The organism is Candidatus Nitrotoga arctica (assembly GCF_918378365.1).
Classification (GTDB): Bacteria; Pseudomonadota; Gammaproteobacteria; order Burkholderiales; family Gallionellaceae; genus Nitrotoga; species Nitrotoga arctica.
On record NZ_OU912926.1, the window covers coordinates 3,069,512 to 3,094,455 of the forward strand.

Genomic DNA, 24,944 nt, shown 5'->3' on the forward strand with positions numbered 1-24,944 from the left:
GACGGCCCCTGCAGCCGCATTACGCTTCGATCAGACCTCTGCATAGGCAGCATAAACACGTCTAGAAGTTCTATCGTTTTTGTGCCATGATTAGCCGTAGCCTCCTGAGCTGGAGGTGGGCTCTGTAATGATGGCCAGCAATATATGCATGTATTTTTATATTATTTAAAAACTGACGAACCAGAGATTCTGGCTTTTTTGAATTAAATTTAGAATGAAAATTTTACATAGCAAAGATTACATAGCAAATAAATGTGGGGTATTCACAGAGGTCGCCAATGATATATATTCGACTCCTTTTTGGACGCCTGAATATTGTGCAGATCTTATTAAAGAGTTAGATTCAAGACCAGAATTATTTTATGCGCACAATCCAGATGGGTATTCCACTTCTGAACTTAACCTTCATAATTTGAGCAGAGTATTTTCAATAGATATTTGCAAGCAAATTATGGGCAAATGCCTACCTTCGCTTCTTTATGTATTTCCACTGTTGAATATCCTAGGATTTACCTCTCCTTATTTTGTACGTTACGGAGAAAATGATGCAAAGAATATGAAGCTACATCATGACGTCTCTATGGTGTCAATGCTTGTAAAGCTTAATGATGGCTTTACTGGGGGCGACCTTGTTTTTCCTCGACAAGATTACAATAACAAAAATCTTCCCGTTGGACATGCTCTTTTTTGGCCGGGACAGGTTACGCACCCCCATCAAGTTCTTGACGTAACATCTGGAACTAAATTCTCATTAACTGTTTGGGCATGGCCTGTTCCATGGTCTTCTGAATATGGAATTTCCGTTGAGGATTTAAAATAACGCGGATTCAATTTCAAAGTTCACCTCTTGCTGCTGGCTGTTTTGCATTCCATAAATTCTAGTTTGATCTTGTCAGATCCACTTCAATTCCAGTAAGCGGCCTCAGCACCTTACCGGTTTCTCTCAAATTGCCTGCCTACACCCCTTTTACCCAGTTCGATCGAGTCAAAAGCAGGAACCTCGCGCTTACTCCTTGCCCACTCTTGAGCCGGCTGTCGTCCTGGAAGCCAGAGTTCGGTCAATTCACGCAGAAAGCAAACACGCTTGGACAGGCTTTACTCAACCCGCCCGCCGGATCAGCGCGCAATGCAGGCTGGTTCAATATGTCGAGCACCTGCGGGAAATACCTCGATCTATCCGGTGGGCGCGCCCAAAAAATGTAATTGGCTTTCAGGCGATCGCGCGCAAAGTCATAGAGCTGGTCCACGCGGGGCGCTTCATCGGCTGAGCCACCATGCCGTGCGGCGATATAATTACCCGCCGCAACCATCGGCGCCAAGGGCACTATGCCGGCAAGCTTGGGGTAATAGCTGTAAACAAGCATTCGTAAACCTGCGGGTTCCACAACTTCAAATTGCTGCCACGCCGCCCGGTTCGCCTTTGGCCATTCACCGCGCCCGGACCTGCCGGGAACTTGAACACAGCACCTTCGGACTGCGGATCATTGAGCACATAGTCGGGCACGATAGGAACTTCATTGGGATAGCCGAAACTTTTTGTTTCCACCAGCAAGATCAATTGCTTGTGGTGCGCGGCCAGTTCGCTCAAATGCTTTTCTATCGCGCTGAAATCGTAGTTGCCCCTGGTGGGTTCGAGTTCAGACCAGGTGAAACGAAGCAACACACCGCGCAACGCAGGGGTGGCATCAAGATCGACGTACAGGCCTTTGAGATACGCCGACTTGTCGTTTTGCTTTTTGTCCACTGCCGCATAATGGCCAGGGTGCCATTTGACTGCGCCCGGCGCCAACGACGAGATGGAGGCCGAAGTCGCCACCCCTTCAGCTCCCTACACCAACATCGTACCCAGCCCCATGCACAGGCTGACGAGCACAACAAATAACTTCGGACAGTAAGCGTTTTTCATAGGCAACCTCTTGAGAGTTAGAGCGGATGATTTAGGAGCGGCCTGCATCCGAATGAAGATGGGTTTGGCAACACTACTTGCTTGACCACGTGCTATCGACACTCCTTGCTGTAGGTCACTCTCAGTATGCCTTGCTTCATTTGACACTTCCGATTCAAGTTTAACCAAACATTGGTGTCCATTTTTTTCAATTTACCTCAATCTGGGGCATAACTGAAGAAAACTGGTCTAATGAATTAAGCTAGGTTAAAAAAAACCAACTGGGGAAATAATCGATCTAATTAGTAACCTTTGCGGTCAACAAAATACTGATAAATAAAAAAACCTTATGGTTTTTTAAAGTAATGAAACGATTTTACTTGAGGTAAAATAAAAAATTATCTCAAACTACATGTAATAATATTATGTTCTATAAATAATAGTTTACATTTTTATGGCTATTTAAATATATCAAAAATACCCACATAAATTGCAAGCTCCATGTAGTTTTACAAATGAGTGATTATTTACCCCACTTGATAACGAACATAAAAGAATCTGCTCAACATGACCATACAAGAATCAATAGACGTGATCAAACGTGGTTGCGACGAGCTGCTGTTGGAAACTGAATTAAATCACAAATTGGTGCTGGATCGTCCTTTGCGAATCAAGGCCGGGTTTGATCCAACCGCACCGGATTTACATCTTGGGCATACTGTATTGCTCAACAAAATGAGGCAGTTACAGGAGCTTGGTCACCATGCGCTATTTTTGATTGGCGATTTTACCGGCATGATAGGCGATCCGACTGGCAAAAATACAACTCGCCCACCGCTATCACGCGAACAGGTATTAGAAAATGCAGAAAGTTACCGTGAGCAAGTATTCAAGGTTCTGGATCCGGATAAAACCGAAATTGTTTTTAATTCTACTTGGATGGACAAATTTAGTGCGGCTGACTTGATTAAGCTAGCAGCTACCCATACTGTTGCGCGTATGCTGGAGCGCGATGATTTCGGCAAACGCTACAAGAACAGTCAGGCAATCGCTATCCATGAATTTATTTACCCTCTGATACAGGGTTACGATTCAGTAGCGCTTAAAGCTGACCTAGAGTTAGGTGGTTCAGATCAAAAATTCAACCTGCTCATGGGACGTGAGCTACAAAAACATTACGGCCAGCCTCCGCAGTGCGTGCTTACCATGCCATTATTATTAGGGTTGGATGGGGTAAACAAGATGTCCAAATCCCTTGGTAATTATATCGGCATCAACGAGTCACCCCAGGAAATGTTTGGCAAATTAATGTCTGTTTCAGACAAATTGATGTGGCGTTATCTGGAGTTGCTGTCATTTGAGTCTATGAGTACCATTGCCAAATGGCGGGCAGAGGTAGAGCAAGAACGTAATCCGCGCGATATTAAAGTATTGCTGGCGCAAGAAATAGTTACGCGCTTCCATAGCCGAGCCGCAGCCGAAAAAGCGTTAGCTGAATTCGAGGCTCGTTTCAAACAAGGTGTGCTGCCAGAAGACATGCCGGAAGTAACGGTTTCCGCTAGTACAGGGATTATCGGCATTACTCAATTACTCAAGCAGGCTGGGCTGGTAGAAAGCACATCGGAAGCTCTGCGTATGATTACTCAGGGAGCAGTAAAGCTGGACGGCGAACGGGTAATCGACAAAGCCCTTCAACTACAAACAGGGGCAGTGGTAGTGGCTCAAGTAGGCAAGCGCAAATTTGCGCGAGTAACGGTAAAATAGACTAAAGTTAGGTATTTGAAATTTTAGTTTCAGTTTGGTTTAGCCTGCCTGCGTTCGATGCTGATGCCCACCATACGACTGTCACGTATGGCATTTAATTTGGCAACGCTAACTTTGACCCATGGCACATTGAAGTCGATAAGCAGAATCTGGGCAATGCGTTCGGCCAGCGCTTCTAGCAGGTTGAAGTGGTGGTTGCTTAGCGCGCTTTGGATGTGGCGCACAATTTCGGAGTAATCAAGTGCATCGTGTATATCGTCACTCTGACAAGCACGAGCATTTGGCAGGGCAATCTCCATATCTAGCTGCAAAGTTTGCGGAACGCGCTTCTCCCATTCGTATACACCAATGAGCGTTTCAACTTTGAGTTCGCGTAGAAAAATAATATCCATGAAAAAACTGTTTGAGTTTGATTGGCTTGGCGTTTGCTTATTTTAACAAATTCAAAAAAAGAGTTTGCCACTAGCCCATTTTAAGGTATTTCAAATGAAAATCTTGGTTTTTATTGTGTGTGCTTATTTATTGGGTTCAATTTCTTTCGCGGTGATAATGAGCCGATTATTCGCACTGCCCGATCCACGCACTTACGGTTCGCATAATCCGGGTGCGACTAATGTGCTGCGTAGTGGGAACAAATGGGCTGCGATATTGACACTGTTGGGTGATGCAGCGAAGGGCTGGCTGGCGGTGTGGGTGGCTCAACGTTTTGAGCCACAGGATGGCAATTCGCTGCTAATTGCAGCAGTGGCGCTTGCAGTATTTTTTGGTCACCTTTTTCCTATATTCCTGCGCTTCAAAGGCGGCAAGGGCGTGGCTACTGCATTAGGTGTGCTGCTGGCGCTTAATGTGTGGTTGGGATTGGCGGTATTGGCAACTTGGATATTGGTGGCATTGATATTCCGCCTATCGTCACTGGCAGCATTGCTGGCGGCCGTGGGTGCGCCTATCTATGCTATGGCATTGGCCTTGCCGTCTGAGTACGTATTCACGTTGGTCGGGATCTCATTATTGTTGTTCTGGCGCCACAAGAGCAACATTCAGAATTTATTAGCAGGCAAGGAAAGCCGCATTGCTAAGAAGAAAGACAGTCATTCGGAATAGTTGAATTGTTGCAAGTCCCAGCGCGGCCTGACATTGAAACGGTAATCACTTTTCATCTCTTGCTTCTGCAGGCGTAGTGCCGCGGCAAAAGCGATCATGGCACCGTTATCAGTGCAAAACTCAAGATCAGGATAGAACACTCGAAAGCCATTTTTACTGGCCGCTTCATTTAGTTGCGCACGAAGATGTTGGTTTGCACCTACCCCGCCGGCGATCACTAATTGATTAAGTCCAGTTTGTTTTAGTGCAGCCAACGACTTGGTAGTCAGCACTTCCACAATTGCTTCTTGCGTTGCATACGCAATGTCAGCACGAGTTTGTTCATCTAGTGTGTGTTGGCGAGTTAGGGTTAGTACTGCAGTTTTCAGTCCGCTGAAACTGAAATCCAGATTGCCGCTATGCTGCATAGGGCGTGGCAAATGAAAATGACCGGGCCGACCTTGATTAGCCAGTTTAGCCAGTTCGGGGCCTCCTGGGTAGCAAAGACCAAGAAGCTTGGCACTCTTATCAAAAGCTTCACCAGCGGCATCGTCCAATGTTTCCCCTAATAAAGTATATTTGCCCACACCATCCACGCGCATAAGCTGGGTATGCCCGCCGGAAACTAATAGCGCGATGAAAGGAAATTTCAGTGTGGAATCGGATAAAAGTGGGGATAACAAATGTCCTTCCAAATGGTGGATGCCAATGGCCGGAATATTCAGTGAATACGCCAGCGAACAAGCGATACTTGCGCCTACTAATAATGCACCAGACAAACCCGGACCTTGGGTATACGCAATGGCGTTCAAATGTTGCAGACGGCATCCAGCTTCATCGGCTACCAAACGTATTAAGGGAAGCATGCGACGGATGTGATCGCGTGACGCCAGTTCCGGCACTACACCGCCGTATTCATTATGCATAGCCACTTGTGTATGCAGTGCATGCGCTAACAATCCACGCTCGGCGTGATATATAGCGACACCGGTTTCATCGCACGAGCTTTCAATACCCAAAATCAGTTTCATAGTGACAGTTATTTATAATGAGGACATATTGTAGCGTTTGCGTGATGTATAACTCCTGGCTGGAACTACCGAATTAATTATCTGAATCTCCATGTTCCGGCTGGTACTTGACAAAAATCAGATGAAATTATTGCGAGATCGCTTCTGAGTATTTGGGAGAACCGCTATTATCGCATCTATAGTGCATAGAACACGTTGTTCGCTAACTTGGTTTTGAATTGAAGATGATGACTGCACATAAACTATCACTGTCAGTGCAATATGCGGTCGGGGGAATGAATCTGCCCACACGTCAGCAGTTCCGCCGTTGGATAAAGACGGCTTTGCAACGCGATGTGCAAATCGTGCTGCGTATCGTCGACGAAATAGAAGGGCGGGCGCTGAACAAAAAATTTCGCGGCAAGGATTACGCTACTAACGTACTTACATTTGTATATGCAGATACCGACCAGTTGCCTAATAATGCCGATTTACTCTATGGCGATATCGTAATCTGCACGCCAGTGGTAGAACAGGAAGCACGCGAGCAACACAAGGATTTGCGAGCTCACTACGCTCACCTCGCCATCCATGCTGCCCTACATTTGCAAGGATATGACCACGAAAATGAACAGGATGCCGCTGTAATGGAAGCGCTTGAAACCAAGTTGCTGGCAAAATTAAGGTATGTTGATCCTTACAAAGTTGTAGAAAGCGAGGCTTGATTCAAAGCAGTTTAAGAAGTAAGCCACGTAGCGCATACGCCCATGCAGCTGTAACAAGTTTGTTCCCGACCAACGTGATAAAATACACGCCTTCCCTTTTCACTGACCTATTGGAAATCCGTCATGTTCTCTAGCAAAAACACTATTGCTCACACCGACCCCGAATTATGGGCAGCGATCCAGGATGAAAATCGCCGACAGGAAGATCATATTGAGCTGATCGCTTCAGAAAATTACACCAGCCCGGCAGTGATGGAAGCGCAGGGCAGCAAGCTGACCAACAAGTATGCCGAAGGGTATCCCGGAAAGCGCTACTACGGCGGCTGCGAATACGTGGATGTGGCGGAACAACTGGCAATTGATCGCGTAAAGGCTTTGTTCGGTGCTGAGTATGCCAATGTGCAACCACATTCCGGCTCGCAAGCCAATCAAGCGGTATACATGTCGGTGCTCAAACCGGGCGATACCATACTCGGCATGTCGCTGGCGCATGGCGGCCATCTGACTCATGGCGCTTCTGTGAATCTTAGTGGCAAGCTGTATCACGCCATTGTTTACGGCCTCAACGAAAAAGAAGAGATTGACTACGACGCAGTGGAAAAACTGGCTCAAGAACATAAGCCCAAGATGATCGTTGCCGGTGCTTCCGCCTATGCGCTGGTGATCGACTGGAAGCGCTTTCGCGCCATCGCCGACAGCGTGGGGGCATATTTATTCGTGGACATGGCTCATTACGCCGGGCTGGTGGCGGCGGGTTATTATCCCAACCCGGTGGGCATCGCTGATTTTGTCACCAGTACCACCCATAAGACATTGCGCGGCCCACGTGGCGGCATTATCCTAGCTAAGGCGGAATTTGAGAAAGTGCTTAATTCCGCGATATTCCCTGGTATACAGGGTGGTCCCTTGATGCATGTAATCGCCGCCAAAGCCGTGGCGTTTAAAGAGGCGATGAGCAAGGAATTCAAGGAATACCAGAAACAGGTAATTGATAACGCCCGTGTGATGGCTAAGGTATTACAGGAACGCGGTCTACGCATTGTGTCCGGACATACCGACTGCCATATGTTCCTGGTGGATCTGCAATCCAAGCACATCACTGGTAAGGACGCCGAGACGGCGCTGGGGCGTGCGCACATCACAGTGAACAAGAACGCCATCCCTAACGACCCACAAAAACCATTCGTTACCAGCGGTATTCGCATCGGTAGCCCGGCGATGACCACGCGCGGCTTTAAAGAATTGGAAGCGGAGAAGCTGGCGCACCTGATTGCGGATGTACTGAATACACCGAATGACGATGCGGTGATTAACCGCGTGACTGTAGATGTGAAGCAGCTGTGCGCGAAATTTCCAGTATATGGTCACAATAACAAAAGAAGGAAAGAGGATTAAAAAAGCCGAGGCATGACGATTCTTTGTTCGTTTCGTGATGCCTCAATTTCATTTTTTCGATTATCGTTTCCCGCTTTTCATTCTTCAATCCTATGAAATGTCCTTTTTGCAAAGGCCCCGACACCCAAGTGGTGGACACACGCGAAAACGAAGAAGGCGATAGCATCCGCCGCCGCCGCCGCTGCCTATCTTGCGAAAAACGCTTCACCACCTATGAAACGGTCGAGTTGCGAATGCCGCAGGTGGTCAAACAGAACGGCATGCGCACTGAATTCGATACAGAAAAGCTGAGCACAAGTTTTAATCGTGCATTGCACAAGCGCCCGGTTCCTACAGAGCTGGTGGATGCAGCCATAGATCATGTGACACAAAGAGTGTTCGCTCTCGGCGAACGTGAGATCGGTTCGCGGCAAATCGGTGAGATGGTCATGAAGGAATTGCTGAAGCTGGACAAGGTGGCCTACATTCGTTTCGCTTCGGTGTACAAGAGCTTCCAGGATGTGAAGGATTTTTCTGAGGCGGTCGAGGCAGTGCGCAAAGCGCCTGCAAAATACAAATCGCGAGCGAGTTAAACATGCTGTCCCCGCAAGATAGCTTGTGGATGGCTAATGCGTTGCAGCTGGCAGAGCGTGGTCTGTATAGCACCAGCCCCAATCCGAGGGTCGGTTGTGTGCTGGTACGCGACGACCAGATAGTGGGAGAAGGTTGGCACCAATATGCTGGCGAGCCTCATGCGGAAGTGCATGCATTGCGTGCAGCCGGCGAAGCGGCGCGCGGTGCAACTGTTTACGTTACGCTGGAACCTTGCAGCCATCAGGGCAGAACCCCCCCTTGCGCCGATGCGTTGATAAGTGCAGGTGTGATACGCGTGGTAGCGGCAATGCAAGACCCGAATCCGCAAGTGGCAGGAAAAGGCATAGAAAAATTACGCGCTGCAGGTATCGAGGTCGAGTGCGGATTGATGGAAGGTGCGGCACGTGAATTGAACATTGGATTTTTTTCACGTATGACGCGCGGTTTCCCATGGCTACGCAGCAAGATCGCCATGAGTCTGGATGGACGCACCGCCTTGAATAATGGCAGAAGCCAGTGGATTACTGGAGCAGCAGCACGGCAAGATGTGCAACACTGGCGCGGGCGCTCCTGCGCGGTGCTGACCGGCATCGGTACGGTGCGGGCTGATGATCCGCGGCTTAACGTGCGTGAGCCAAAATTGGGTGCCTCTAAAATAAAAGCCATACGTCAACCATTGCGTGCAGTGTTGGATAGCCAACTGCAATTGCCGCTAACGGCACGCATCCTGTGTGATGGTAATGTGGTGATTTACACTGCCACACCCGATTTACAAAAAATGGCCGCACTCGAAAAATTGGGTGCGCGCGTAATCGTGTTGCCGGATGTGTGTGGGCGTGTAGATCTAATTGCGATGCTACGCGATCTGGCTGCAAGCGGCTGCAACGAAGTGCTGGTGGAAGCCGGTAGTATATTGAATGGTGCGCTGCTCCAGGCAGGACTGGTGGATGAGTTGGTGCTTTATGTGGCACCGCAGTTGCTGGGTGACATGGCGCGCGGTATGGCGCAACTGGGTGAATTAACGATGCTGGACCAGCGCGTGGAACTGGAATGGCAGGATGTGCGTAATGTCGGTAAGGATTTGCGTATCGTGGCACGAGTGAAGCATGCATAAAAGAATATTTATTCGGGCATACATCACGTAAGAATTACCGCTCACAACGATTGTTTATTTTACTGAACAGGTGAGCTCATACAGCTAGATTAAAGATACTCGCAGGGGAGTGAAAATCAATTCAAGCGTAGTAGAAACATATTAAAAAACCAATCCAAATGTGACCTGTGTGGAACAAAATTTCGATGAAATTGTTTCTATCGGCTGAACAAAAAATCCTCTCTGTTGCTGAAAATAAAAATGAATAGCCGACTATTTAAATATTTTCCAGTTATTGAAATGTTTCACCTGAAAATAGTAATAAAGGAGAACATCCGGTCATGCGTAATCAACATATATATGCAATATTCTGGACAAATTTAATTGAGTTCATTATGCAAGCCAAACATCTATGGAAAGAATTGTTGGCATACGTTAAGTTGCATGCATCCAACGAAATTAGAATAAAACATGTTTAGTGGCATCATCGCAGATGTAGGTATCATTGAATGCACGGAAGACCGTGATGGAGGCTTGGATCTCTCCGTAATCACTCGTGCGCTCGGCATGGAAGACGTGCAACTTGGCGACAGCATGGCTGTGAACGGCGTGTGTCTGACTGTCGTAAAAATTGAGGGTAATCGTTTCAGCGTAAATGTCTCGCGCGAGACATTGAATTGTACGGTCGGGCTGATTGAGGGTGTTCGTGTCAATCTGGAAAAAGCGCTGCGCTTGGCTGACCGGCTGGGCGGGCATCTGGTGAGTGGCCATGTGGATGGCGTGGGCGAGGTAGTGGAATTCACCGACCTAAATGAAAGCTGGAAACTTAGCGTGCGTGTGCCGCAATTATTGGCAAAATACATCGCGGTAAAAGGTTCCATCACAATCAATGGGGTGAGCCTGACAGTGAATCAGGTTGAAGGTGATGTGTTCAGCGTAAATTTGATTCCGTACACATTAGAGGTAACCACGCTGAATGAATTGCGTGCTGGCGATAAGGTCAATGTGGAAATTGACCTTATCGCGCGTTACGTTGAACGTATTATGCAGGCACGAGGTTAGTAAACATGACAGATATTGCACCGATACAAGAGATTATTGCCGAAATCCGCGCCGGAAACATGGTGGTGCTGGTGGACGAAGAAGACCGTGAGAACGAAGGCGATCTATTGTTTGCCGCCGAATTTGTTACGCCTGAGAAAATAAATTTCATGGCCAAGCATGGGCGCGGACTGATTTGTCTTACATTGACCGACACGCATTGCAAGCAACTTAACCTGCCATTAATGGTGCGCGACAATGGTTCACCGTTGGGTACCAATTTCACACTTTCCATTGAAGCGGCGAGCGGTGTGACGACGGGGATTTCTGCAACCGATCGTGCGCGCACCGTGCAGGTTTCCGTGAATAAAAATGCCAAGCCTGCTGACATCGTACAGCCGGGACATATTTTCCCGCTGATGGCGCAGAAAGGCGGTGTACTGGTGCGCGCTGGTCATACCGAAGCGGGTTGTGATTTGGCGCAATTGGCGGGGCTGACCCCCGCCTCGGTTATCTGCGAAATCTTAAAAGATGACGGCGAGATGGCACGTTTGCCCGACCTGATAGCCTTCGCGCAACTGCATGGCTTGAAAATCGGCACCATCGCCGACCTGATCGAACATCGTAGCCAGCATGAAAAGTTGGTTGAGCGCGTGGCAAAACGTACCGTGCAAACTGCTTATGGCGTGTTTGATCTAATCAGCTATGTGGACAAAACTACGCAGCGCACCCATCTGGCTTTGGTTAAGGGTGACATCCAGCCGCAAATTGAGACCCTGGTGCGCGTGCATGAACCACTATCAGTTCTGGATTTTCTGGAACAGGCAAGTTTCAAGAATTCAATCAGTGTGCATGATGCAATGCTGAAAATTAGTCTCTCATCCGCCGGAGTGTTGGTGTTATTGCATCGCAACGAAACCTCGAGTGACTTGTTAGCGCGTGCTGTAGTAATGCCTGAGGCACACCATATTCCCCAGTGGGATTTACGCAGTTACGGCATTGGTGCGCAGATTCTGCGCGATCTGAATGTCGGCAAAATGCGCCTGCTTGCTACCCCGCGCAAGCTACCGAGCATGACGGGATTTGGTTTGGAAGTTGTGGGTTATGCACAACCCGAATAAATCGGGAGCATCTCCAATTACTCGTCACATTACAAGCTCTTCCAGTCTTTCCTGACCAAGGTAAGCTGGGCGGGCTATCAGGATAAATTATGAAAGAAATCGAAAAGAATCTGAACGGCGCGGGAATGCGTATTGGCATCGTACAAAGCCGCTTCAATCCTGTGATTTGCGAAGGTCTTCTGGCTGCCTGCCGAGCGCAGCTTATCCAGCAAGGTGTCAGCGATGCGGATATTACACTGGTAAGCGTACCAGGTGCATTGGAAATCCCGTTGGTGCTGCAACGCATGGCGCAAAGCGGAAGGTTCGACGCGCTTATCGCACTGGGTGCGGTAATTCGCGGGGACACTTACCACTTCGAAATTGTGGCAAATGAATCCGCACGCGGGGTAAGCGAAGTGCAACTGCATGGCGGCTTGCCCATCGCCAATGCCATTCTCACAACCGATGTCGATGAGCAGGCAGAGGAGCGTATGAATACTAAAGGCATGGAAGCTGCACTAGTAGCGATTGAGATGGCAAATTTATTGAAGGAATTGGCATGAGCGAACCCGCAACCAAGGCGAAAGCACTTCCCAAAAGTTCCCGCCGCCGCTCGCGCGAACTAGCTTTGCAGGGTATCTATCAGTGGCGCTTGACTAACGACGACCAAGAGCAAATCGAAAAACAGATTCGCGCTGAAAAGGGGATGGGGCGCTACGATGCGGAGTTTTTCAGTAAGCTGCTGCGTGGCGTACTGACACAACATACCGAACTTGAGACGGTTGTTGCCATGCATCTTGATCGCACCCTGGATGAACTCAGTCCAGTTGAGTTTTCTGTGCTGCTGATCGGCGCATATGAATTAATATATCATCCAGAAATTCCCTATCGTGTGGTTATCAACGAAGCGGTAGAACTTGCCAAAACCTTTGGTGGTACAGACGGACACAAGTTCGTTAACGGCGTTCTGGACAAAGTGACCGCGCAAGTTCGCGCAGTTGAAGTAGGCGGAGATAGCGGCAAAATTGTCGTGTGAAGGTGGTTGCAGGCGTATCAGCCCTGCAAGGTCAAACAAATCAATTCTCCATTCTAATCACAGAAACGTCCTCAGCTTACCGCTCCAATTATTAACTTTACGCCGGTAGCTAAACCGTCACGCTTGGAGCAAGCGCCAACTATTTGTTACTTCCGATGACAATTTCCATACGGAGTCGAAGAAACAGAGACTCATCGCACTTACCGGCCCCCAAGCCCGGTAGATACCGTCTTTAAAGTCAAGTATTTTTCAAGTAATCGTGTTGATACGGCTGTTTGTTGGCCAAATTCTGTCGGCTGACCGAGCCTGCCAGGATGTGGTGGGCCGCCGTTTGTCCGAGCGGATCGCACAAAGCCAATTGGAAAGTTTCTATACACCGCGCATGTGATCAGTAATGTTGTACATATTATTTAGCCCTTCGTCCCATACTTGGTTACTTAATTCGCCGGTAGTGTGCTGTCATGAAATTGTGCCACTTCCCGTCATCGCCTAGGGAGTTTGAAGATAGCACGCGATGATCATCATTTATAAATTCGATCACGTCCTTATACTTAGCTCCATCCGCCCCAGCTGTAAAGCTTGGGCCTTCTGTGTTCAGCGTCAATTTATTGCCTGTCGAATCCAATTCGCCCTCATAAATCCACATATGAGGCATCATTGATCCTATAAAAGTACCTATGTACCGCTTTTTAACTGGATCATAGCCAAGCGTCATGATCGTCAATGTTCCCCCACCGTGTATTTCAGAATGTCCTTCACATAAAAACCAAAGGCCACCAAGTGACCGAACGCTTTGCATCCCTGTGAGGCTCACCGGCGGCTGACCTTCATATATCCACTCCCCGACAAGTTTTTGCAACCACTGGTGTTCTTTTTGCGGTTTGGAATTCATTGATGCCCCCTTAAATGTGACGAGATACGCAGAAAAACTCGGTCATGTAACTTTGCGCTTTCAGGTTTGCGTAGTTTATATAAAAACCAAACCATATAACATCTAATAATAAGGTGATGCACAAAAAAGTGAATAAGCAAATTGCTTATTTTGGAGACATAGAAATTTTAATATGCGAGCATGGCAACGTGTTTAATGGGCTGATTGGATTTTATGCTTAGGTAGGCTCCCCCTGTGTCAGGCTAGTTGTCGCCTCAAAATTTAACTATGAGGCGTGGAGGCAACAATGGGAATACGTTATTCAGCAACCTTGTATCTACCGGGTTCCTCAGCTCCATACATGGGCCCCTATTTTTGCCAAGCTTTCAATCGATTATTTTGAGGGCAGGTAAAAATTGCAGCCATACATCCGGATTTTTGTGAGGTTACCAATTTTTAAGTTACCCATAATTTCTGCTAGGCTTACAGCACGCAATACAGGAAATTTACCATGATCAACGCCTACACACTCAGCAACGGCCGTCTGAGTAAAATACATGTGGATGAGCAAGATGACCTTCGCACCGATCATCCGATATGGATTGACGTTGTTGCACCCACTGACGAGGAGCGTAAATGGATAGAGCAAGCTTATCACTTGACTTTGCCAAAGCCCGAGCATCTACGAGATATCGAGGCCAGCGCACGATTCCATGAGGAAAACGATGAGCTGCATTTGCGCTCCGATTTCCTGCTCGGCAAAGAAAGTAGTTCACGCAGTGTCACTGTGGCTTTTGTGCTGTCCGGTAACACTCTTTTCAGCGTGCATGAGGAAGACTTGCCGGTGTTTTACCAAAGGCGTTTGACAAACCACGGGCAGCCAGACGATCTGGAGGACTGCAAGGATGTGCTGATTAATTTGTATTCAATGGATATGGAGTTCTCCGCCGATGCGCTGGAAGGAGTGTATGCCGATCTGGGGCAAGTGAGCAGCAAGGTACTCAATGCCAAGCTCAGCGACAAGCATGCTTCTTCCGTATTGATCAATATCGCACATGCTGAGCACCTCAATGGGAGTATACGCCGCAACGTCATGGATACTCGCAGAGCAATATCTTTTCTGATGCGCAGTAAACTGCTCACGCCTATACAAATTGACGATGTGCGCCAAATCATGCAGGACATCGACTCACTGGACGGGCACACCAGTTTCCTGTTCGACAAGATCAACTTCCTGATGGTCGCGACCATCAGCTTTATTAACGTCAACCAGAACAAAGTTGTGCGCCTGTTCTCCGTGTCCTCGGTGGCACTGTTGCCGCCGGTGCTTATTGCCTCCATCTATGGCATGAATTTCGCGCATATGCCTGAACTCAACTGGAGCCTGGGTTATCCCTTTGCACTTTTGTTAATGGCGTTGTCGGTGGTGGTGCCATTCTGGATATTCCATCGCAAGGGTTGGTTGAAATAGCCCCGTTGGGCTTCATTTCATTCAGCACAACCTAGCTTAGCGTTGAAGGCATTGGCTTCTTCATCCTTGAGTTCTCCTCGAATGGTGTTCGCCAGTTCTTTCGTCCATTGTGCAAAATCAGGCAGATATTCTTTCGTAATGACCTTGACACTGCAACCGATGTAATCCGGGATATGTGCAGAGAATAGAAACTCACTGTTTAAGACCTCAATGAGTTCCAATTCTCCATCTTGTTTTCGAGAGCACTCGAACAAAGGCGAGTCTATGACAATGACCGGGAAGGCGAATGCGAAGCGAGGAATTGACGAGGAAGCTCTATCCTGTGATGTTGGGCTTCGCAAGCTCAGCGCCAACCTACGGTAGCCCAGGCTACGCTTGCTGAGGGCTCTAGCCATTTGTGAAGTGCAACAGCGTATGTTGGAATGTTAGAACTGACCCCGTGCGTTCTGTGCGTTCTGTGCGTTCTGTGCGTTCTGCGTTCTGCGCTGACCCCGTGCGTTCTGCAATTGCTGTAAGTTCTTTCGGAAATGGGAAGAACTCCTTTTTCAGCTCATCCGAAATGAAATCGCTCGGCACTTGCACGGTACATATATCCACAAAATCGTCACGCGAATGAATTAGCCAATCCGATATTTCAATCGGGGGGGAATTGACTCCGCAAAGCAGAATTACTATGTCTCGCTCGCTTCGCAGTTCTTCGATCTTCCGAAAAACATGTTCGGCTGTCACAAGGAATCGCTGTTGGCCCGATCCGATAAAAAATACAGTACCGCCCGTTAGACAGCCCATCATGTTCTTGGAATGCTTCGGATAAACAAGAAGGATTCCGACGAACGGTAGTAATTGATTCACTAAAGTTTTATATGCCACAGTATTCATCATAGGTCTAACGTTTGAGGTTACCAATTTTTAAATTACCCATAATTTCTGCTAGGCTTACAGCATACGCAATACAGGAAATTTACCATGATAAACGCCTACACACTCAGCAACGGCCGTCTGAGTAAAATACATGTGGATGAGCAAGATGACCTTCGCACCGATCATCCGATATGGATTGACGTTGTTGCACCCACTGACGAGGAGCGTAAATGGATAGAGCAAGCTTATCACTTGACTCTGCCAAAGCCCGAGCATCTACGAGATATTGAGGCCAGCGCACGATTCTATGAGGAAAACGATGAGCTGCATTTGCGCTCCGATTTCCTGCTCGGCAAAGAGAGTAGTTCACGCAGTGTCACTGTGGCTTTCGTGCTGTCCGGCAATACTCTTTTCAGCGTGCATGAAGAAGACTTGCCGGTGTTTTACCAAAGACGTTTGACCAACCACGGGCAACCGGATGATCTGGAGGACTGCAAGGATGTGCTGATTAATTTGTATTCAATGGATGTAGAGTTCTCCGCCGATGCGCTGGAAGGGGTGTATGCCGATCTGGGGCAAGTGAGCAGCAAGGTACTCAATGCCAAGCTCAGCGACAAGCATGCTTCTTCTGTATTGATCAATATCGCACATGCTGAGCACCTCAATGGGCGTATACGCCGCAACGTTATGGATACTCGCAGAGCAATATCCTTTCTGATGCGTAGTAAATTGCTCACGCCTACACAAATGGACGATGTGCGCCAGATCATGCAAGATATCGACTCACTGGACGGACACACCAGTTTCCTGTTCGACAAGATCAACTTCCTGATGGTCGCAACCATCAGCTTTATTAACGTCAACCAGAACAAGATTGTGCGCTTGTTCTCCGTATCCTCGGTGGCGCTGCTGCCACCGGTACTGATCGCTTCCATCTATGGCATGAATTTCGCGCATATGCCCGAACTCAACTGGAGCTTGGGTTATCCCTTTGCACTTTTGTTAATGGCGTTGTCGGTGGTGGTGCCATTCTGGATATTCCATCGCAAGGGCTGGTTGAAATAGAGCGGTTGGGCTTCATTTCATACAGTCCAGCCTACCGAGCTGAGTGGTCTTGCCATGTGCGAAGTTTAAGATGGGATGTTTGAATGTTAGAACTGACCCCGAGATTTTCCTGAATGAATTGTTAGACCGTAGAGACTACGCCTTGGGGCCGCACACCTCAATGCTCCAAGGCAGCTCCTCCGAGCCATCGCATGCTGGCACTGGAAAGTACTCCTTCGAGTAGCGCGTTATCCCCAGTGGGTACCCAACTGGAAGCGAAAAGCCTGGGCAGAACGACATCGGCTGCCACGAAGAGTCGACTGCTTTCAGGTGCAGGATCAGCACACGCTCGACGTCATCCAGCCAAGCGAACAGCCCGCCCAGAACTCGATGGAGAAGACCAAAGTAGTCCGTGCATGGAAACGGCTCCAGTGCATGTGGCGACAAGATGATCGCCCGCGCTTCTATTGGACCGCCAGGCACGCTGGAAAGTTGAAAGTCGATCAGATGTTGGTTGTGAATGACGAGCTGCCGCGCTCCGGTGCCTGTCGCAAATCCGAGGTCCCACCATGAACCAGCCACGTCAGTCGCATCCAGTAGCGTCTTGATCGGTTGGAATGCTGCCTCTAATCTGAGTTCAGCCCGTCTGAGCTTGCCGAAGCTATCAACTGCTCGCGTTGGTTTCGATGGCAAATATCCAGTCGCCTGGGTGATCATCACGGCAATATCGTCAACTACCATGTTCAGGTAGCTCATCAAGTGATCTGCAACTGTCTCGGCTTCAAAGTGGACTCGCATCGTCTCCAGGTTTGGCGCCTGGCCCGGCACGTATAAGGTGGTCAACTGTTGCATCAAGGCGTCGAGCCGTTGAAGAGAGAATAGAAGCCGTTGGCAAACATTCCTGAAGTGATGCTCCAACTCAGCCGCACGACGCCGATCATCGGGGGACGCCAGAAATGAACCACTTCGCAATCCTTCAAAAACGCGCAAGATGCCGTACCTGAACTGCATTCCCTTTGGGCGTATAGTGGACGAATCATGAGTGCCTTGGGGAGCCAAGTACACACCGTGGTGAACTGCCATCTCGTTAGCGCCTCTCGCAAAGAAATCTTGATACTACGCGCGCAGAAGCTACATGGGCGACTACTGCGGCCTAACGTATTTTAGAAAATATTTTTATAAGCGAGTAATGCTGTCTATATCGGTACACATTGTTACACATCACAAACTTCCCAACATTTTTCATTACCATAGCTGTTCATTCGGCTAATAGTTTATTATAGAACAGCCTAAAATTCTGCGGATGGAAGTTCAAGTTGTATCTCAGGTTGCCCCCAGATTACTCGATCGTTTAAGCGCCGAAATTCGGGTGCAATCAATGAAATCGATGGGGCCAAATAATCAATGGGGCCTACCATTGAATTTGCAGAATAGAGCTGTTCCGGCCAGCTATTATGTTTTAAAGGTTGACTACGAAACTCTCGCCAAGTGCAGCAGATAATCCAGTGCAATTCCGATAAACACCGCAGCACCAAACCAGTTGTTGTGCAGGAAAGCCTTGAAGCAAGCTTCGCGCTGACGTTTTCGAATCAACGTGTAGTGGTAGATGGCGATGCCTGCCGCGCACAGTAAGCCGATGTAGTAGACCATGCCTAACCCCAGCATACTGCCGACGACGGAGAGTATGGCCAGTGTAACGCCGTAACAGATCATCACCGCAGCTATATCGTATTTACCGAAGAACAGCGCGGAGGAATGGATGCCTATGTGTATGTCATCATCCCGGTCCACCATCGCGTATTCGGTGTCGTAAGCAATCGCCCAAAATACATTGGCGATTAACAACCACCATGCTATGGCGGGAACGCTGCCGAGTTGTGCTGCGAATGTCATCGGGATACCAAAACCGAATGCGATCCCGAGGTAAGCTTGGGGAATGGCAAAGAAACGTTTGGTATAGGGGTAGCTGGCGGCAAAGAACAGAGCGGGGATAGACAATAGCAGCGTCAATCCATTGAGTGGCAAAATCAGCAGAAAAGCGAGGAGCGCCAGCCCAGTCGCCAGCCACAGCGCTTCTTTCGACGCGAGTTTTCCACTGGTGATAGGACGATCTTGAGTACGCTTTACCTGCTTATCGAAGTCACGGTCAGCATAGTCATTGATAGCGCAACCTGCAGAACGCATCAAGACTGTGCCAAGCACAAAAATAGCGACAATGTTCCATGCCGGCTGACCGTTGCCCGCGATCCATACACCCCATAATGTAGGCCACAGCAGCAGCAGGACACCAATGGGGCGATTGAGCCTCGTTAACTTTATATACAGATTTATTCGCTCGTTGAAATTCATTTTTTCAGCGCAAGAATATCCGGCAAAAAAACTTCCGTCACCAACAGAGGAGCATTACGCAAAATGAACAACGAACGCCGTGCCCACAGTTTTTGTGGTGGCGTATCGAGAGCAACGGCAGCGCGTCGATATAGCGGATGATTCGGTTTAAGTGCGTGAAAATGCAGCACTGAGCGCCGCACCAGTGGATGGGCAAACAATAGTGCGCCTAACGGACGATTACCCAAATTTCGCAGCGCGTACCATGCACCGCACAAATGCTGGGTTGCAACCACACTATGCGCAAATACCACAGGTTTACCATCGGCATGCAAGAACACCTCACGCGTATAAATTTTTTGCTGAGCGGGCAAGCCAAGCAGCGCCGCCTCATCATAAATGGCAGTTGCCAAGCGGTTATGCACGTTACGTACGCTTAAATTTTCGCAACGTTGCTGAATACGCAACGTAAGTGATCCATCGGTACGCAGCCAGGGCGCATAGCCCGCTTCAATTCCAGGCAGGAAAGTGCGCCAGGATTCTACTCCCCATATCGGCTTCGCCCCCCTCGCTTCGCTCTGCTCAATAAGTAAAGCACGTGAGCATGTTAAATAAGCATCAGACATGGAGATAATCTTGTCTATTCGCCATCCATCGCTGCAAATGTGCGCGTGCTTCTTGCTGAAAATCGCACAGCATTTCGTCAGCAACAGCTTGCGCGCAATTTAGCAAAGCAGCATCTTCGGTAACATCGGCAAAACGCAGCATGGGGACGCCGCTTTGACGTGCGCCCAACAGCTCACCCGGGCCGCGCAGGCTCAAATCCTGCTGAGCGATTTCAAAACCATCCGTATTTTCATAAATGATTTTCAGGCGCGCGCGCGCTAATTCAGAAAGCGGTTGTTGAAATAGCAAAATACACAAACTCTGCGCAGCACCGCGCCCGACGCGTCCACGCAACTGGTGCAGCTGGGCCAACCCCATACGTTCGGCGTGCTCAATTACCATCATGGCAGCATTGGGTACATCGACCCCGACTTCGACCACTGTGGTCGCCACCAAGAGATGCGTTTCACCCGTTTTGAACGCGGCCATCGCATGTAATTTTTCGACGGTATTCAGTTTGCCATGCACCAGACCTACTCGCAGATCAGGCAGTGCTTGTGCCAATCTCTGATGTGTTTCCAGTGCAGTCTGCAATTCCAGCGTATCCGATTCATCAATCAGCGGGCATATCCAATAAGCCTGCTGCCCTGCGAGACAGGCTTGGCGAACGCGCGCAAGTACCTCTTCGCGCCTGCTGTCGCTAACCAGTTTAGTGATGACAGGCGTGCGTCCGGGTGGTAATTCATCGATTACCGATACGTCGAGATCGGCGTAATAACTCATTGCCAAGGTACGCGGGATGGGGGTAGCACTCATCATCAACTGGTGTGGCTCGTCGCCCTTGCCGCGCAACGCTAAACGTTGCTGCACGCCGAATTTATGCTGCTCGTCCACAATAACTAATCCCAGCTTGGGGAATATAACTTGATCCTGAAACAACGCGTGCGTGCCGATGGCTAACTGCGTTTCGCCTTGCGCAATACGTTCGATAGCAGCTTGCTTATCTTTTTTCTTCAGGCTGCCAGAAAGCCATACGGGACTGATACCAAGCGGCTCCAGCCAATCACGTAATTTGTGATAGTGCTGTTCGGCAAGTATTTCGGTGGGCGACATCAATGCCACTTGATAGCCATTTTCTATCGCCTGCAAGGCGGCCAGCAGCGCGACAATGGTTTTACCACTGCCCACATCGCCTTGCAGCAAACGCTGCATCGGGTGCGCTTGTTCAAGATCGCGACTGATTTCCCGCAAGGTTTTTTGTTGAGCGGTGGTAAGACTAAAGGGTAATGTCTGCAACAGTCGCTCCGTAAAATGACCGAGTGCGCGCAGGCGCGGCGCATTGCGACTGCGTCGCTTGCGGTAATGTATTCGCATGGAAAGTTGCTGCGCCAACAATTCATCAAACTTGATCCGTAACCAAGCATGATGAGTGCGTTTAAGCAGCGCATCCTCATCAATGTCGGATGGAGGATTGTGCAACAACCTTACGCTATCGGCAAAGCTGGGAAGTTTCAAGCGTGTGAGTAAATCTGCTGGCAGCGTGTCAGACAGTTCAAGCTCGTTCAAGGCAGCCTGAATGTGCTTGCTCAGTGTAGCTTGTGGCAGGCCTGCGGTAGTGGGGTACACAGGTGTCAGCGCTTGTTTTAGCGGTGTACTTTCACCCGCGACACGACACTTTGGGTGCACCATCTCCATGCCGAAATAGCCCATGCGCACCTCACCCAGGGCGCGGATTTTCTTTCCTACTTCGAGTTGCTTTTGCTGGCTTGGGTAAAAATTCAAAAACCTTAGATGCAGCACACCACTACTGTCCTGCAACTGACATATCAGACTGCGACGTGGGCGGAACATTACTTCACTGTGGATGATCTCGCCTTCCACTTGCGTGCTCACCCCATGAACAAGCTCGACGATTTGCGTCACACGGGTTTCGTCCTCGTAACGTAGCGGTAAATGCAGCACCAGATCGAAGCGGTTATGAATACCAAGTTTTGCAAGCTTGGTTAAGGTGGCTTCAGGAATGCTGGCGGGAAACACGCTTGAAATACTAAAACACAGGGGCAGCACAGGAAGAGCGGTCTAGTCCTGTACGCACAATATGCCATCCATCTCCACCAGCGCCCCTCTCGGCAACGCCGCCACGCCTACTACCGCGCGCGCCGGGTAGGGTTGATGGAAATAGGACGTCATGATTTCGTTCACTTTGGCGAAGCTGTCCATGTCAGTAAGGTAAATATTGAGCTTCACCACATCGTTCAAGCTGCTGTCGGCAGCACCGGCCACCGCGCGCAGGTTCTGGAATACGCGATGAATCTGTGCCTCGATTCCTTCTGCCATTTGCATCGTGTTGGGATCCAATCCGATTTGGCCGGAAAGATAAATTGTATTGTCTACACAAACAGCTTGCGAATAAATGCCAATAGCGGCTGGTGCGTCTAGGGTTTGAATCACTTTTTTGTTAGACATTACTGGCTCCTGTGTGTTGCCGGACACAATCTAGCCGGGCAATAAATATAGTGTGGAAAAAGGTAAAACTTGAACTACTTAAGTTCGCATTGCAAACGGGATGCGCTTGGCCCCAAAAGGCTTCAACAAAACAAGTTGATATCAAAGTATATATTTCGTGCGCTATCCTCGGCCTGAACGAAATAATTTCTTGCTGAAAATGGTAGCACAGCTGCATTAAATCTAAAATGAATGGGTCTCTGCTACCAAATTGGAACTTATTTGTTACAAATGGTTTCCCATGTTTTCTTTTTAGAGCACCAGGCTATTACTTACAACCTTCCATCTTGTAGATGAAGTACCCATCCTTGTTAATCGCTTCAACAACATTGCTGGATGCGCTTTGAATGTGACAAAAATTGCATTCTTTGCTCGTAATAACTGCCTCACCTTCCCCGATTGAAATCAACCATTCTTTAGCGAATTCGATCGCTTTCTGATCATCCTTAACTGCAGTAAAGACATCAAAATGCATCGTGTGGCCATCTTTAGCTTTTACATAAGTGTCATAAACGTGAATGTCCATATTCGTTCCTTAACTAATTTAGAATTGGCCAGACTATTAAAATAACTGACAGAATGTTCCGGGAATTATGGGCCGAAAATAATTGGCCGAGGATCGACGACCTTAGTGTTTAGTTCATGCTCATAAGCAGCCCAAAGAACTTGATCTTCTGGCGTTGTTCTACACGCCGAAACGATCAAACTGCTGCAAACGAGTAAAAAAATTATCGCAATTCTCATACATAACTCTACAGAGATTAATTGGCGCAGTTACCGCTGCTTCAACCACCGTGCCGCATCTAACGCGAAGTACGTCAGGATACCGTCCGCGCCAGCACGCTTGAATGACAGCAAGGATTCCAGTACGCAAGCTTGTTCATTCAGCCAGCCGTTTTGCGAGGCCGCTTTTAGCATGGCGTATTCGCCACTTACCTGATATACGAAAGTCGGCGCCTTGAATTCATCTTTGATACGTCGAACAATGTCCAGATAAGGCATGCCTGGCTTGACCATTACCATGTCGGCACCTTCCTGCAAATCCAGACCGACTTCCCATAGCGCTTCATCGGAATTGGCGGGATCCATTTGATAAGTGTACTTGTCGCCTGTACCCAGATTGGCGCTGGAACCAACTGCATCGCGGAATGGGCCATAGAAGCTGGAAGCATATTTGGCTGAATAGGCCATGATGCGGGTGTGATTACATCCCTTGCGGTCAAGGGCAAGCCGTACGGCAGCAATGCGCCCATCCATCATGTCGGAAGGGGCTACCACATCAGCTCCGGCCTGTGCGTGAACTTGTGCTTGCTGTGCGAGGACAGTAACGGTCTCGTCGTTCATGACATAGCCGTGGGCATCGATCAATCCATCTTGTCCGTGACTGGTATAGGGATCAAGGGCAATATCAGTCATCAGGCCAAGCTCGGGGAAGTGTTTTTTGAGGGTGGCTACTGTGCGCGGTACGAGGCCGTCTGGATTGAGCGCCTCGCGCGCATCTTCCGACTTGAGCAAAATATCTATTACAGGGAACAGGGCAAGCATGGGTATGCCCAACTTGACGCACTCCTCAGCTTGCACTAGCAGTTTATCCAGTGTCTGGCGCTTTACCCCAGGCATGGACGCCACAGCCTCCTCGCGATTAGAACCTTCCAGTACGAACACCGGGTAGATGAAATCTGCTGCGGTCAGCACGTTTTCACGCATTAAGGCACGGGAAAATTTATCGTGGCGCATGCGCCGCATCCGCTTATGTGGATATTGTCCGAGTGTGTGCATAACTTAAATCCTAAAATTTTTACCTAATATTGGAACTCTTTCAGCATTATCTAATCTGACTTAACAGATGGTAAGACGTCATCTCCCGCTTCTCCTCCCTGAGCGGGTTGTCTTGACCCAAAAAAGTCGAGGCATTTTCGCCCTTGGTTTTCCTTATAGCCAAGGGCATTTTTTTGTCTGTTATTTAGCAGAAAACCAGCTCGCAATCACCGCCTCGGCCTCATCCATACCTATCTTTTTCAAACTTGAAAATAATTGCACCGAACAAAATGGAAAATGTTCCTCTAGGTGCAATTTAACACGATTCAGCGTCATATTCGCCTGCTGACGACTTAGTTTATCTGACTTGGTAAGTAGCACATGCACTGGCTTGCCAGTGGGTGCAAACCAATCCAGCATCTGCTCATCCAACGGGGTGAGCGGATGGCGCACATCCATTATGATCACCAGCCCGCATAATGCCTCCCGTGTCTGTATATAGCCGCTCAGCAGCTCTTCCCAGTGCGCCCTTATTTCTGGTGGCACTTTGGCATATCCATAACCCGGCAAGTCCACCAGAAAGCAATTTTCGCCCAAATCAAAATAATTTAGATGCTGGGTCCGCCCCGGTGTTTTACTGGTATAAGCCAAACGAACGTGGTTGGCCAGCGTATTGATGGCACTTGATTTGCCTGCGTTAGAACGTCCGGCGAAAGCAACTTCTCTACCGCCATGCAGCGGCAAATCGCGCAAATGATTAACCGTGGTAAAAAATGTAGCGCGCGAAAATAACCCCAT

Annotated in this window: 29 protein-coding genes; 14 read left to right on the plus strand and 15 right to left on the minus strand. The window is 48.7% G+C overall.

The window, feature by feature from the left end:
• Positions 1–214 precede the first annotated feature (214 nt).
• Positions 215–820: a 2OG-Fe(II) oxygenase gene (locus tag MKZ32_RS14140; protein WP_239797845.1), complete on the plus strand. Its 606-nt coding sequence runs from the start codon at positions 215–217 to the stop codon at positions 818–820.
• A gap of 238 nt (positions 821–1,058) precedes the next feature.
• On the opposite strand, the gene MKZ32_RS14145 is transcribed toward MKZ32_RS14140, so the two are convergent.
• Together MKZ32_RS14145 and MKZ32_RS14150 are read right to left on the minus strand one after the other, a co-directional pair.
• A complete protein-coding gene (locus MKZ32_RS14145; protein WP_239797846.1) occupies positions 1,059–1,364 on the minus strand; it encodes a hypothetical protein in 306 nt (101 codons plus the stop codon).
• Positions 1,325–1,816 carry a hypothetical protein gene (locus MKZ32_RS14150; protein WP_239797847.1) on the minus strand — a complete coding sequence of 164 codons (492 nt, stop codon included), beginning with the start codon at positions 1,814–1,816 and terminating at the stop codon, positions 1,325–1,327. Before MKZ32_RS14150 ends, MKZ32_RS14145 begins: the two co-directional genes overlap by 40 nt.
• A 636-nt stretch (positions 1,817–2,452) precedes the next feature.
• Between MKZ32_RS14150 and tyrS the strand changes: the two genes are divergently transcribed.
• Positions 2,453–3,649 carry a tyrosine--tRNA ligase gene (tyrS, locus tag MKZ32_RS14155; protein ID WP_239797848.1) on the plus strand — a complete coding sequence of 399 codons (1,197 nt, stop codon included), beginning with the start codon at positions 2,453–2,455 and terminating at the stop codon, positions 3,647–3,649.
• A gap of 29 nt (positions 3,650–3,678) precedes the next feature.
• On the opposite strand, the gene folB is transcribed toward tyrS, so the two are convergent.
• Entirely contained in the window at positions 3,679–4,041 is a 363-nt protein-coding gene (gene folB, locus MKZ32_RS14160; protein ID WP_239797849.1) for a dihydroneopterin aldolase, read from the minus strand.
• Positions 4,042–4,135: 94 nt separating this feature from the next.
• On the opposite strand from folB, the gene plsY reads away from it, so the two are divergent.
• Positions 4,136–4,750 (plus strand): glycerol-3-phosphate 1-O-acyltransferase PlsY, encoded by a 615-nt coding sequence (plsY, locus tag MKZ32_RS14165; RefSeq protein WP_239797850.1) that lies wholly within the window; start codon positions 4,136–4,138, stop codon positions 4,748–4,750.
• Here the strand turns inward: plsY and tsaD are convergent.
• The gene (tsaD, locus tag MKZ32_RS14170; protein ID WP_239797851.1) at positions 4,738–5,760 is read right to left on the minus strand and encodes a tRNA (adenosine(37)-N6)-threonylcarbamoyltransferase complex transferase subunit TsaD; all 1,023 of its coding nucleotides are present in this window, start codon (positions 5,758–5,760) and stop codon (positions 4,738–4,740) included. The two genes, plsY and tsaD, sit on opposite strands and share 13 nt — an antisense overlap.
• Before the next feature lie 224 nt (positions 5,761–5,984).
• Between tsaD and ybeY the strand changes: the two genes are divergently transcribed.
• From ybeY to MKZ32_RS15525, 9 genes are all read left to right on the plus strand, one after another.
• A complete protein-coding gene (ybeY, locus tag MKZ32_RS14175; RefSeq protein ID WP_239797852.1) occupies positions 5,985–6,464 on the plus strand; it encodes an rRNA maturation RNase YbeY in 480 nt (159 codons plus the stop codon).
• Between the two features lie 123 nt (positions 6,465–6,587).
• Positions 6,588–7,859, plus strand: coding sequence for a serine hydroxymethyltransferase (gene glyA / locus MKZ32_RS14180; RefSeq protein WP_239797853.1), 1,272 nt, complete (start codon positions 6,588–6,590; stop codon positions 7,857–7,859).
• Between the two features lie 92 nt (positions 7,860–7,951).
• Positions 7,952–8,431: a transcriptional regulator NrdR gene (nrdR, locus tag MKZ32_RS14185; protein WP_239797854.1), complete on the plus strand. Its 480-nt coding sequence runs from the start codon at positions 7,952–7,954 to the stop codon at positions 8,429–8,431.
• Positions 8,432–8,433: 2 nt separating this feature from the next.
• Positions 8,434–9,546 (plus strand): bifunctional diaminohydroxyphosphoribosylaminopyrimidine deaminase/5-amino-6-(5-phosphoribosylamino)uracil reductase RibD, encoded by a 1,113-nt coding sequence (gene ribD, locus MKZ32_RS14190; protein WP_239797855.1) that lies wholly within the window; start codon positions 8,434–8,436, stop codon positions 9,544–9,546.
• 450 nt (positions 9,547–9,996) lie between these two features.
• Positions 9,997–10,587: a riboflavin synthase gene (locus MKZ32_RS14195; RefSeq protein WP_239797856.1), complete on the plus strand. Its 591-nt coding sequence runs from the start codon at positions 9,997–9,999 to the stop codon at positions 10,585–10,587.
• A gap of 5 nt (positions 10,588–10,592) precedes the next feature.
• Positions 10,593–11,687 (plus strand): bifunctional 3,4-dihydroxy-2-butanone-4-phosphate synthase/GTP cyclohydrolase II, encoded by a 1,095-nt coding sequence (gene ribBA, locus MKZ32_RS14200; RefSeq protein WP_239797857.1) that lies wholly within the window; start codon positions 10,593–10,595, stop codon positions 11,685–11,687.
• 89 nt (positions 11,688–11,776) lie between these two features.
• Complete coding sequence (gene ribH / locus MKZ32_RS14205; protein WP_239797858.1) at positions 11,777–12,229, plus strand: 6,7-dimethyl-8-ribityllumazine synthase; 453 nt, start codon at positions 11,777–11,779, stop codon at positions 12,227–12,229.
• Positions 12,226–12,702, plus strand: coding sequence for a transcription antitermination factor NusB (gene nusB / locus MKZ32_RS14210; RefSeq protein ID WP_239797859.1), 477 nt, complete (start codon positions 12,226–12,228; stop codon positions 12,700–12,702). Before ribH ends, nusB begins: the two co-directional genes overlap by 4 nt.
• A gap of 259 nt (positions 12,703–12,961) precedes the next feature.
• On the plus strand, positions 12,962–13,090 hold the full coding sequence (locus MKZ32_RS15525) for a hypothetical protein (RefSeq protein WP_275584304.1): 129 nt from the start codon (positions 12,962–12,964) through the stop codon (positions 13,088–13,090).
• A gap of 45 nt (positions 13,091–13,135) precedes the next feature.
• On the opposite strand, the gene MKZ32_RS14215 is transcribed toward MKZ32_RS15525, so the two are convergent.
• The gene (locus MKZ32_RS14215) at positions 13,136–13,594 is read right to left on the minus strand and encodes a DUF1579 domain-containing protein (protein ID WP_239797860.1); all 459 of its coding nucleotides are present in this window, start codon (positions 13,592–13,594) and stop codon (positions 13,136–13,138) included.
• 490 nt (positions 13,595–14,084) lie between these two features.
• Here MKZ32_RS14215 and corA (MKZ32_RS14220) point away from each other — a divergent pair, with 490 nt between their 5' ends.
• The gene (gene corA / locus MKZ32_RS14220) at positions 14,085–15,044 is read left to right on the plus strand and encodes a magnesium/cobalt transporter CorA (RefSeq protein WP_239797861.1); all 960 of its coding nucleotides are present in this window, start codon (positions 14,085–14,087) and stop codon (positions 15,042–15,044) included.
• 17 nt (positions 15,045–15,061) lie between these two features.
• Here the strand turns inward: corA (MKZ32_RS14220) and MKZ32_RS14225 are convergent, their stop codons facing one another.
• Positions 15,062–15,439 carry a hypothetical protein gene (locus MKZ32_RS14225; protein ID WP_239797862.1) on the minus strand — a complete coding sequence of 126 codons (378 nt, stop codon included), beginning with the start codon at positions 15,437–15,439 and terminating at the stop codon, positions 15,062–15,064.
• Positions 15,432–15,926, minus strand: coding sequence for a hypothetical protein (locus tag MKZ32_RS14230; RefSeq protein ID WP_239797863.1), 495 nt, complete (start codon positions 15,924–15,926; stop codon positions 15,432–15,434). The genes MKZ32_RS14225 and MKZ32_RS14230 overlap by 8 nt, the downstream gene beginning before the upstream one ends.
• Positions 15,927–16,010: 84 nt before the next feature.
• On the opposite strand from MKZ32_RS14230, the gene corA (MKZ32_RS14235) reads away from it, so the two are divergent.
• Positions 16,011–16,970 (plus strand): magnesium/cobalt transporter CorA, encoded by a 960-nt coding sequence (gene corA / locus MKZ32_RS14235; protein ID WP_239797864.1) that lies wholly within the window; start codon positions 16,011–16,013, stop codon positions 16,968–16,970.
• A gap of 135 nt (positions 16,971–17,105) precedes the next feature.
• On the opposite strand, the gene MKZ32_RS14240 is transcribed toward corA (MKZ32_RS14235), so the two are convergent.
• The 8 genes from MKZ32_RS14240 to yihA all read right to left on the minus strand — a co-directional run bounded on the left by MKZ32_RS14240 (position 17,106) and on the right by yihA (position 24,944).
• Positions 17,106–18,032: a hypothetical protein gene (locus MKZ32_RS14240; RefSeq protein ID WP_239797865.1), complete on the minus strand. Its 927-nt coding sequence runs from the start codon at positions 18,030–18,032 to the stop codon at positions 17,106–17,108.
• 387 nt (positions 18,033–18,419) lie between these two features.
• Positions 18,420–19,298, minus strand: a complete 879-nt coding sequence (gene ubiA / locus MKZ32_RS14245) for a 4-hydroxybenzoate octaprenyltransferase (protein WP_239797866.1) — start codon at positions 19,296–19,298, stop codon at positions 18,420–18,422.
• Complete coding sequence (locus MKZ32_RS14250; RefSeq protein ID WP_239797867.1) at positions 19,295–19,903, minus strand: chorismate--pyruvate lyase family protein; 609 nt, start codon at positions 19,901–19,903, stop codon at positions 19,295–19,297. The genes ubiA and MKZ32_RS14250 overlap by 4 nt, the downstream gene beginning before the upstream one ends.
• A complete protein-coding gene (recG, locus tag MKZ32_RS14255; RefSeq protein ID WP_420887769.1) occupies positions 19,896–21,929 on the minus strand; it encodes an ATP-dependent DNA helicase RecG in 2,034 nt (677 codons plus the stop codon). The genes MKZ32_RS14250 and recG overlap by 8 nt, the downstream gene beginning before the upstream one ends.
• Positions 21,930–21,962: 33 nt before the next feature.
• Positions 21,963–22,349 (minus strand): RidA family protein, encoded by a 387-nt coding sequence (locus tag MKZ32_RS14260; protein ID WP_239797869.1) that lies wholly within the window; start codon positions 22,347–22,349, stop codon positions 21,963–21,965.
• Positions 22,350–22,656: 307 nt separating this feature from the next.
• The gene (locus MKZ32_RS14265) at positions 22,657–22,914 is read right to left on the minus strand and encodes a DUF2024 family protein (RefSeq protein ID WP_239797870.1); all 258 of its coding nucleotides are present in this window, start codon (positions 22,912–22,914) and stop codon (positions 22,657–22,659) included.
• Between the two features lie 248 nt (positions 22,915–23,162).
• Positions 23,163–24,167, minus strand: a complete 1,005-nt coding sequence (hemB, locus tag MKZ32_RS14270) for a porphobilinogen synthase (RefSeq protein WP_239797871.1) — start codon at positions 24,165–24,167, stop codon at positions 23,163–23,165.
• Between the two features lie 180 nt (positions 24,168–24,347).
• Positions 24,348–24,944: a ribosome biogenesis GTP-binding protein YihA/YsxC gene (gene yihA / locus MKZ32_RS14275; protein WP_239797872.1), complete on the minus strand. Its 597-nt coding sequence runs from the start codon at positions 24,942–24,944 to the stop codon at positions 24,348–24,350.